Raw genomic sequence first — 10,206 nt, forward strand, 5'->3', positions numbered from 1 at the left:
CGGTTATGAAAAATTATACACAACTCAAATTAAACAGCGCATTTGTTTTTGCCTGTTTTTCACTTATTATGCTTTCATCATGCGGCTCTTACCAATATGTAGGATCTACATCCGATGGAATTTATTCAGAAGATGAACCTGAGTACGTTGTAATTGAAGACGTTTCATACCAAGAAGAACCTAATTCTAATTACTACAGCAATTATTTTAGAGAAAAAGCTCTAGAAGTCGAAAGCACTGAAGACGTTGACCCTGTATTTACAGATGTCGATTCCTATGAAAGTCAGTCTAACATTAATTCTAACCAAAACGCAGGCTGGGGAGACAACTCTAGCCAAGTAAATATTAATGTATATGATAGTGGTTGGAATAATTGGGGCTGGGGTTATCCTTACAACGGTTGGAATAACTGGGGCTGGAACAGACCATTTGGTTGGAACTACGGCTATGGCTGGAATAACTGGGGCTGGAATAACTGGGGCTGGAATAGCTGGGGTTGGAATAATTGGGGATGGAACTCTGGTTTTTATGGTGGTTATTATGGCGGTCTACACCCATTTTATGGATATGGCTATGGTTTTTATGGTAATCCTTACTATGGATATAATGGTTTCAGAAATAATTACGCCTACAGTACATCAAGACGAGGCAGCAGCAATGGATATCTAAATAGAAATTATGCTCCAAATTCAAGAAGTAGTAGTCTTTTAAATAGAAGAGGTTCTACAACTTCTAATGGAACGCGTATTAATTCACAACCTAGAGGAAGAACAGAATCTTCAACAAGACCTAGGGTAAATAACTCTAGTAATCAACCGAGAACTAGCTCTCCAAGATATAATACACCTACAAAAAATACACCAAGAACAAGTACACCTAGAACGAGTACTCCTAGAACAAGTACTCCTAGAAGTTCAACACCAAGAGCTACAACACCTAGAAGTAGTACTCCAAGAAGTTACTCTACACCAAGATCTAACAGTTCGTATAGTAGTCCAAGAAGTAGCAGTAGTAGCTCGTCAAGAAGACCTAGATAAATTAAAAACAAAATGAAAAAGATAACTATATTATTATTTGCGCTTTTTACAGGAGTTTTAGTAAATGCTCAAGATATCAATGATGCTGTACGCTATTCAAACACTTCTATAGAAGGTTCTGCCAGATTTAGAGCCATGAGTGGAGCTTTTGGAGCCTTAGGAGGCGACTTAAGTGCCGTTAATGTTAACCCTGCGGGTTCTGCTGTCTTTAACAATAGTTTTGCCTCTTTTACTTTAAACTCAAATAGAAACACTAGCGAAACTAATTATTTTGGAGAATTTAATACCAGAAAATCTAATACCATAGATTTAAGTCAAGTTGGTGGTGTTTTTATATTTAGAAATTATAAAGAAGGTGCTAAATTTAAAAAATTCAGCTTGAGTTTAGCGTATGATCAGATTGGCAATTTTGAGAATGAATGGAATGCTACTGGAACTAATGGAAATAACACGATAGGAAATTATTTTCTAAATTACGCTCAAGGCTTAAGGTTAGATGAAATTTCTGCTTTTCCTGGAGAATCAACTGGAGATGCATACACAGAAATAGGAAATGCTTTTGGTTTTGATCACCAACAAGCTTTTTTGGGCTATGATTCTTTCATTTTAGAACCCGACACGTTTGATGATGATAACACAGGATATACTAGTAACATTTCTGGAGGAAACTACCGTCAACAGTACGCTTATAACTCTACTGGTTATAATGGTAAATTAGCCTTTAATGCTGCAACACAATATAATGACAATATATATTTCGGATTAAATCTTAATTCTCATTTTTTGAATTTTGAAAAACGTACGTTCCTATTTGAATCTAACAATAATGACGGCTCCATAGTTAAACAAGCTGTTTTTGAAAATACTTTAAGAACAATTGGAACTGGATTTTCTTTTCAGTTAGGAACCATTGCTAAGGTGACTGATGGATTGCGAGTTGGATTAAGTTACGAATCTCCTACATGGTATACTTTAGAAGATGAAACCACACAATATGTTGAAACGCTAAGAGATGATGGTGGTGAAAATGTCGTAAAAATAACAGATCCCAATGTAATTACATTATTCCCTACTTACAGACTACAAACACCTGCTAAATTAACTAGTAGTTTTGCATACGTTTTTGGCGAAAAAGGATTAATTAGTTTAGATTATTCTGTAAAAGATTATAGTAAGACTAAATTTAAGCCTGAAAATGAAACCTATTTTTCAGATTTAAACCAGTTTATGTCTAACACTTTAACAACCGCTACCTCGTTAAGATTAGGTGGTGAATATATTATTAATCAATTTAGCTTACGTGGAGGTTATCGCTATGAGCAAAGCCCGTATGAAGATGATGAAATTGTAGGTGACTTGACAGGATTCTCTTTAGGCTTAGGTTATAATTTTGGAAACACAAAACTAGATTTAGCCTACGATAGAGCACAACAAGACAGAAACCAAAGTTTATATAATGTGGGTTTAACAGACAGAGCTAACATTAATAACACTACGTCAAACATCACATTAACTTTAGGTTTTAATTTATAGAAAAACCTAAATAGAATATATAAGAAAAGCGCCTCTTCATAATAGAAAAGGCGCTTTTTGTTTATTTAAAAATCTATTATTTCTTAGGTATTTCCTTTAAAATTTCTAATACAAATTTCCAGTATCTTTGAGCTGAAGAAATACTAGCACGTTCATCTGGAGAATGTGCGCCACGAATGGTTGGTCCAAAACTAATCATTTCCATATCTGGATAATTTTGTCCTAAAATACCACATTCTAGCCCAGCATGGCATGCTGCTACGTGAGCCTTTTCTCCATTTAATTTTTCGTATAATGAAGACAATACTTTAAGAATAGAAGCATCCATATTTGGTGTCCATCCCGGATAGTCTCCAGAAAATTCAACTTCACAACCAGTTAACTCAAAAGTAGCACGAAGTGCATTAGCTAAATCCATCTTAGCACTTTCTACTGAACTTCTAGTTAAACATCCAATTTTTATTTCACCATCTTTTACGATTACACGCGCAATATTGTTAGAAGTTTCCACTAATCCTTCAATATCAGCACTCATTCTATAAACGCCATTTAGTGCAGCATACAGAGCTCGTGTTAGTCCTTCTTGAACGCCTAAATCCATAATTTTTTCAGGTAATTCGCAAGACTCAACACTAATATTTAAATTTGGCTCTAGTGTTTTGTTTTCTGTTTTAATTAGAGTCGCCAATGCATCCATTTCATTTTCAAAAGCATCTTTATGAACAGCATCTATAGCTACAATTGCATTACTTTCTCTAGGAATAGCGTTACGTAAACTTCCTCCATCAATTTCAGAAATTCTTAAACCAAAATTTTCAAACCCATCAAATAAAACGCGATTCATAATTTTATTGGCGTTTCCTAATCCTTTAATAATATCCATTCCAGAATGACCTCCTTGCAAACCTTTTACGGTTACTTTATAACCTAATTTAAATTCTGGAGTTTCTTCTTCTTTATAAGTTCTTCTAGCCGTAACATCTATTCCACCAGCACAACCTACTCCAATTTCGTCATCTTCTTCTGTGTCTAAATTTAAAAGTATATCACCAGTAAGGAGTCCGCCTTTTAAACCTTTTGCTCCTGTCATTCCAGTTTCTTCATCTATGGTAAACAAAGCTTCAATTGCAGGATGTTGGATATGTTCACTTTCTAAAACTGCCATAATAGTGGCAACACCTAGACCGTTGTCTGCTCCTAGTGTAGTGCCTTTTGCTCTTACCCAATCGCCATCTACATACATTTCAATACCTTGTATATCAAAATCAAAGGTTGTGTCATTATTTTTTTGATGTACCATATCCAAATGCGATTGCATCACTATGGTTTTTCTGTTTTCCATTCCAGCTGTAGCTGGTTTTCTTATAATGACATTTCCAACCTCATCTTCTATGACTTCCAATCCTAAATTTGTTCCAAAATCCTTCATAAACTGGATAACACGTTCTTCTTTTTTTGAAGGTCTTGGTACTTCGTTCAAGTCTGCAAATTTATTCCAAAGCGCTTTTGGTTCTAATGCTCTTACGTCTTTACTCATTATAATTTATATTTTAATACTCCAAAGGTAATTAATATGGTATGATTTCTATAATGATTTACTTATTTTTGAGTTATGCAGCAACATAAAAAACTGGGTATTGCGGTAGCTCTACTTCCACTCTATTTTATTATTAAATACTTAGGCCAATATCCTGAATTTATAGAAACTTATTATAGTAATGGTCTGTACCCCATCCTTTCTTATTGTTTCCGTTTTAGTTTTGGATGGCTTCCATTTTCTTTTGGTGATGTTTTTTACACCCTTAGTATCATCTATTTAACACGTTGGTTTTTTTTAAATTTTAAAAGAATTTATAAAGACACTAAAAATTGGATTATTGATGTTTTTGCTGTTACTACAATAATTTATTTTACATTTCATTTGTTTTGGGCAATGAATTATTACCGAAAACCCTTACATGAAAATCTAAATTTAAAAGCCGATTATTCCACTGAAGAATTAATTGAAACCACAAAAATTTTAATAGAAAAATCTAATTTTTATCATCTGCAATTAGCTCCTAATGATACATCCATGGTTCTTTTTAAGTTAACTAAAGCCGATGTGATGTCTAAGACACCAACAGGCTATAAAGTTTTAGAAAAAACACACCCACATTTAAAATATACACCTACTAGCCTAAAAAAATCTCTGTTAAGTTATCCTTTAACCCTTATGGGTTTTAGTGGTTATTTAAATCCATTAACCAATGAGGCACAAGTAAATGCCTGTATTCCGGTATATAAATTCCCGACCACTTGCGCTCACGAAATTGCGCATCAATTAGGCTATGCTGCAGAAAACGAAGCTAATTTTATAGGATTTTTAGCTTCTGTAAATAATCCAGACCCTTATTTCAAATATTCCGGTTATACTTTTGCTTTAAGACATTGTTTGGGAGAACTTTACAGGAGAGACCCGAGCTTGTACGAAAATGTGAGTACAAAAATAAACCCTGGAATATACAAGAATTACCAGGAAGTAAGTAATTTCTGGGCATCTCACAAAAACATCACTGAGCCTTTATTTAGAGAAACTTACAACAGTTATTTAAAAGCTAACAATCAGGAAAAAGGAATGGATAGTTACAGTTATGTGGTTGCTTTGTATGTTAATTATTTCATCTCCAAAAAATAAAACAATATCTTTAAGGCGCTTTAAACTTTCAATATGATAAAAAAACTCGTTCTTGCTGGATTACTTTTTTTAAGTTATACAGCTCAAGCACAGGATTACATTCCAAAAAATGATGGTGTAAAAACAAACACTTCAAATTACACGGTACTTACAAATGCTAAGCTCTTTATAACACCAACACAAGTGGTGGAAAATGGAACACTAGTTATAAAAGATGGTAAAGTGGTCTCAAGCGGAAAAAATGTTTCCATACCTAAAAACAGTATTGTTATTGATTTGGCTGGAAAATCTGTTTATCCGTCTTTTATAGATATTTATTCAGATTTTGGTATTGATGGCATTCCTAACGCAGGAAGTTCTAATTACACACCGCAATACGACGCTTCTCGTGAAGGTTATTACTGGAATGACCATATTAGACCAGATGTAAACGCAATAGATTTTTTTAAATACGATGCCTCTAAGGCAGAAGCACTTAGAAAAGCTGGATTTGGAGTTGTAACATCACATGTCAATGATGGTATTATACAGGGTTCTGGACTTTTAGTTGCTTTAACAAATGATGAAGATAATTCAAAACGTATTTTAGACGACCATTTAGGTCTGTTTTATGGTACCAGTAAAAGTAAGACTTCCAACCAAAGTTATCCTACTTCTTTAATGGGTGCATTCGCTTTACTTAGACAAGTTAATCTGGATGCACAGTGGTATGCTAAAGGAAATATGAAAGTTAAAGACCGTGCTTTGGAAGCGTTTTTAGCGAATAAAAATGAAGTCCAGTTTTTTAATGCTGGTAGTAAGAATAATGCGCTACGCTTAGATAAAATTGGAGATGGATTTAATACACAGTATGTATTTTTAGGTGGCGGTGATGAGTTTGAGCTTATTGAAAACATAAAAAACACAAATGCAAACTTTATAATTCCAATTAATTTTCCGGAAGCTTATGACATGGAAGATCCTTTATTAGCAAGATCTGTGAGTTTAGAGGATATGCGTATGTGGAATCAGGCACCTAGCAACCCAAAAGTATTAAGTGAAAATAATGTCCCATTTGCTTTAACAACATACGATTTAAAAAAGACAGAAACTTTCCACACTAATTTAATGCAAGCAATTGCTTATGGCTTAGATAAAACTAAAGCATTAGAAGCCTTAACAACAGTTCCTGCACGTATTATTGGCAAATCTAATGAGTTAGGTCATTTAAAACCTGGGGCTTACGCCAACTTTCTAATTATGTCTGGAGAGATATTTGACAAAAAAACAGTTCTATATCAGAATTGGGTTAATGGTCATAAGTCTGAAATAAATGCTATGGACATTACCGATATGCGAGCAGACTATGCTCTAACTATGGATGGCGCAAATTATACTTTAAAGATTTCTGGTGAAGTTGAAAAATTAAAAGCTGAAATAACTACAGAAGAAGATAGTTACGATGCAACCGTTAAGTTTAATGACGACTGGTTACAACTAGTATTCACGACTAAAGATTCAATCAAACAAGAATTTATCCGTTTGGTATCTCAAGTAAAAAATCCGTCTAATTTTTCAGGCAAGGTGTTTTACCCAAATGGTAAAACATCTAGCTTTAATGCCGTAAAAAATAATTCCGAAGAACAAATTGATGTTAAAAAGGAAGAAGACAAGGCTGAGGAAACACCTAAAATTTATCCTGTAACCTACCCTAACCTCGCTTTTGGACCAAAAGAAACGCCTAAACAACAAACCATATTATTTAAAAATGCAACTGTTTGGACCAACGAACAAGATGGTGTTTTAGAACAAACAGACGTTTTAATTAAAGATGGTAAAATCTCTAAAATAGGTAAAAATCTTTCTGCTGGTAATGCTATGGTTGTAGATGCTACCGGAAAACATATAACAGCAGGAATTATAGACGAACATTCTCATATTGCTACAACTAGTGTTAATGAATCTGGACATAACAGTACCGCAGAAGTAACTATTGAAGACGTTGTAGATGCAGAAGATATTGACATTTACAGAAACTTAGCAGGTGGTGTAACCAGTATTCAAATTTTACACGGTTCTGCTAACCCAATTGGTGGTCGTTCGGCAATTATAAAACTAAAATGGGGACAAACCGCAGACCAGTTAATTTACAAAAACAGTCCTAAATTTATAAAATTTGCTTTAGGAGAAAATGTTAAGCAAAGTAATTGGGGCGATTTTAATACCACACGTTTCCCGCAAACCAGAATGGGCGTGGAGCAAGTGTATATTAACTATTTCCAACGCGCTAAAGAATATGATGCTCTAAAGAAAAGCGGAAAACCATATCGTAAAGATCTTGAGTTAGAAACGCTTGCCGAAATTTTAAATAAAGAGCGTTTTATAAGCTGTCACTCTTACGTACAAAGTGAAATAAATATGCTTATGAAAGTTGCTGAACAATTCAACTTTAATATTAATACGTTCACTCATATTTTAGAAGGTTATAAAGTAGCCGATAAAATGGTAGAACATGGTGTTGGTGGATCGACCTTTAGCGACTGGTGGGCTTATAAATTTGAAGTAAACGATGCCATTCCTTATAACGCTGCCATTATGCATAATGCTGGTGTTACCGTTGCTATTAATAGTGATGATGCTGAAATGTCTCGCCGATTAAACCAAGAAGCTGCTAAAAGCGTTAAATATGGTGGTATTAGCGAAGAGGAAGCATGGAAATTTGTAACTCTTAATCCTGCAAAATTATTACATTTAGACGACCGTGTAGGAAGTTTAAAAGTTGGTAAAGATGCCGATGTGGTCTTATGGTCTGGTCACCCAATGTCTATTTACACTAAGGCTGAAAAAACCATTATTGATGGTGCTGTTTATTTTGATATAGAAACTGACAAACAATTAAGAGAAGAGGTTCAAAAAGAGAAAAATGAATTAACCACTTTAATGTTACAAGCAAAAAATAAAGGTTTAAAAACAAAGCCTATTGAAAAGAAGGAAAAAGAATTGTTACACTGCGATTCTATAGACCAACACTAAATTTCTTTATTTCAACACAAAAACACATTACATGAAAAATTTATTTATACTTCTGTTTTTAATCTCTGGTGTTATTACAAACGCCCAACAAACTCCCGCTCCAAAACAAAGTGGTCCAATTTCAATTGAAGGTGCAACTGCCCATCTTGGAAACGGTCAAGTTATTGAAAACTCTTTAATAATGTTCGATAATGGTAAACTTACGTTTGTAGGTAGTGCTAATATGAGAATTGCGCGAATAGGCATCATCATTAAAGCTGAAGGAAAACATATTTACCCAGGTTTTATTGCGCCAAATTCCACTTTAGGTTTAACAGAAATTGATGCCGTAAGAGCAACCCGTGATGCCGATGAAGTTGGTGCTATGAACCCACACATTAGAAGTATTATTGCTTATAATACAGAAAGTAAAGTGGTAGAATCTATGCGACCTAATGGTGTTTTAATGGCGCAAATAACCCCAAGAGGCGGACGTATTTCTGGTACTTCAAGCGTGGTACAATTAGATGCCTGGAATTGGGAAGATGCTGTTATTAAAGAAAACGATGGAATACATTTGAACTGGCCAAACACTTACTCTAGAGGTCGCTGGTGGTTAGGAGAACCAAACACATTAAAAGAAAACAAAAATTATAAAGAAGAATTAGATAAGCTTACCCATTTTTTTGCTGAAGCTAAAGCCTATAAAGAGAATAGCAGCTCTAATTCTCACCAACCATTTGATGCACTTTTAGAACTTACAAACGGTAACCGAACACTTTATGTACATGCCGACTATGAAAAAGAAATAGCAGATGCTATAACATTTGCAGAAAATCAAAACATTAAAAAAATGGTGATTGTTGGCGGCTATGAAGCTAATATGTTAATTAATAAACTTAAAGAAAAAAACATACCTGTATTATTACAACGTGTGCATTCAAGACCAAATAACTCGGATGACGATTACGATTTGCCATTTAAATTAGCTAACCAATTAGTTACTTCTGGTGTTTTAGTTGGTTTGGAAAATGCTGGAGATATGGAACGTATGAATACTCGAAATCTTCCTTTTTTAGCAGGAACTTGTGCTGCATATGGCTTAGATAAAGAAACCGCATTAAGTTTAATTACATTAAATACAGCTAAAATTTTGGGGATTGATAGTTTTACAGGTTCTTTAGAAGTTGGTAAAGATGCAACCTTATTTATAAGTCAAGGTGATGCTTTAGACATGCGTACCAATATTTTAGAGCAAGTATTTATACAAGGTAGAAATGTTAGCTTAGAAACCCACCAAACCGAACTTTACAAGCGTTATAGCAAAAAATTAAATTAATTAAAAAATTACTGATATTTCGATCTATTTAAGGGATATTGGGAATAAAAGTTATGATATAACGAGTTGTACGCAATTTGCGCTACTAATAAAAAAACTAACTGAACTTGGGAATTGTTTGCGAATTATACAGATTACCTGACTTTGAAATTGAGGAATTAAAAAAACTCAAAATTGACGATGCGGAAGAATATCTTGATGAAAAATTTGCTTGGGTTGATTCAGAATATCACAAGCAAAACGACACGGTATTTTCTATGGATAAGGGTTGGGGAATTACACGATTTTTAATTCAGCAATGTGACAACTCGCCGAATAAGATTTTAGCGAAATTAAATGAGCGATTTATAAAATCAGACGACGTTAAGCTGATTAACAAAGAATTGGAATTAATTGGAATTGAGGATTTGAAAAATACCTATGACCAAGAAAAGCTAATTGAAAATCACGTTTATCACGCCAAATATGAAGTCAATTGGGACTACATTAATAATTGGCATCTGAAATTATATAAATCTGGATTTAAAAAAGCATCGGAATTGAATAACGGAATTGCAATAAATTATAATTGAATGAATAAAAAACTGCGTACAACAATGTATAACCGCAATTACGGCGGATTCGACTAC

Annotated in this window: 7 protein-coding genes; 6 read left to right on the forward strand and 1 reads right to left on the reverse strand. The window is 34.0% G+C overall.

All coding sequences use genetic code 11. The annotated features are described in order from the left end of the window. Positions 1-5: 5 nt before the first annotated feature. Positions 6-1,037, forward strand: a complete 1,032-nt coding sequence (locus tag C7H52_RS13470; RefSeq protein WP_181256234.1) for a hypothetical protein — start codon at positions 6-8, stop codon at positions 1,035-1,037. 12 nt (positions 1,038-1,049) lie between these two features. After that, positions 1,050-2,570: an OmpP1/FadL family transporter gene (locus C7H52_RS10755; protein WP_106463901.1), complete on the forward strand. Its 1,521-nt coding sequence runs from the start codon at positions 1,050-1,052 to the stop codon at positions 2,568-2,570. A gap of 76 nt (positions 2,571-2,646) precedes the next feature. Here C7H52_RS10755 and C7H52_RS10760 read toward each other — a convergent pair whose 3' ends face one another. After that, entirely contained in the window at positions 2,647-4,107 is a 1,461-nt protein-coding gene (locus C7H52_RS10760) for an aminoacyl-histidine dipeptidase (protein ID WP_106463902.1), read from the reverse strand. Positions 4,108-4,182: 75 nt separating this feature from the next. On the opposite strand from C7H52_RS10760, the gene C7H52_RS10765 reads away from it, so the two are divergent. The 4 genes from C7H52_RS10765 to C7H52_RS10780 all read left to right on the forward strand — a co-directional run bounded on the left by C7H52_RS10765 (position 4,183) and on the right by C7H52_RS10780 (position 10,149). Continuing rightward, positions 4,183-5,247: a DUF3810 domain-containing protein gene (locus C7H52_RS10765; protein WP_106463903.1), complete on the forward strand. Its 1,065-nt coding sequence runs from the start codon at positions 4,183-4,185 to the stop codon at positions 5,245-5,247. A gap of 33 nt (positions 5,248-5,280) precedes the next feature. Continuing rightward, positions 5,281-8,259 carry an amidohydrolase family protein gene (locus tag C7H52_RS10770; RefSeq protein ID WP_106463904.1) on the forward strand — a complete coding sequence of 993 codons (2,979 nt, stop codon included), beginning with the start codon at positions 5,281-5,283 and terminating at the stop codon, positions 8,257-8,259. Between the two features lie 31 nt (positions 8,260-8,290). Next, entirely contained in the window at positions 8,291-9,577 is a 1,287-nt protein-coding gene (locus C7H52_RS10775) for an amidohydrolase family protein (protein WP_106463905.1), read from the forward strand. A 107-nt stretch (positions 9,578-9,684) separates the two neighbouring features. After that, positions 9,685-10,149: a DUF1877 family protein gene (locus tag C7H52_RS10780; protein WP_181256235.1), complete on the forward strand. Its 465-nt coding sequence runs from the start codon at positions 9,685-9,687 to the stop codon at positions 10,147-10,149. Positions 10,150-10,206 lie beyond the last annotated feature (57 nt).

The organism is Aurantibacter aestuarii, assembly GCF_003008425.1.
GTDB lineage: Bacteria > Bacteroidota > Bacteroidia > Flavobacteriales > Flavobacteriaceae > Aurantibacter > Aurantibacter aestuarii.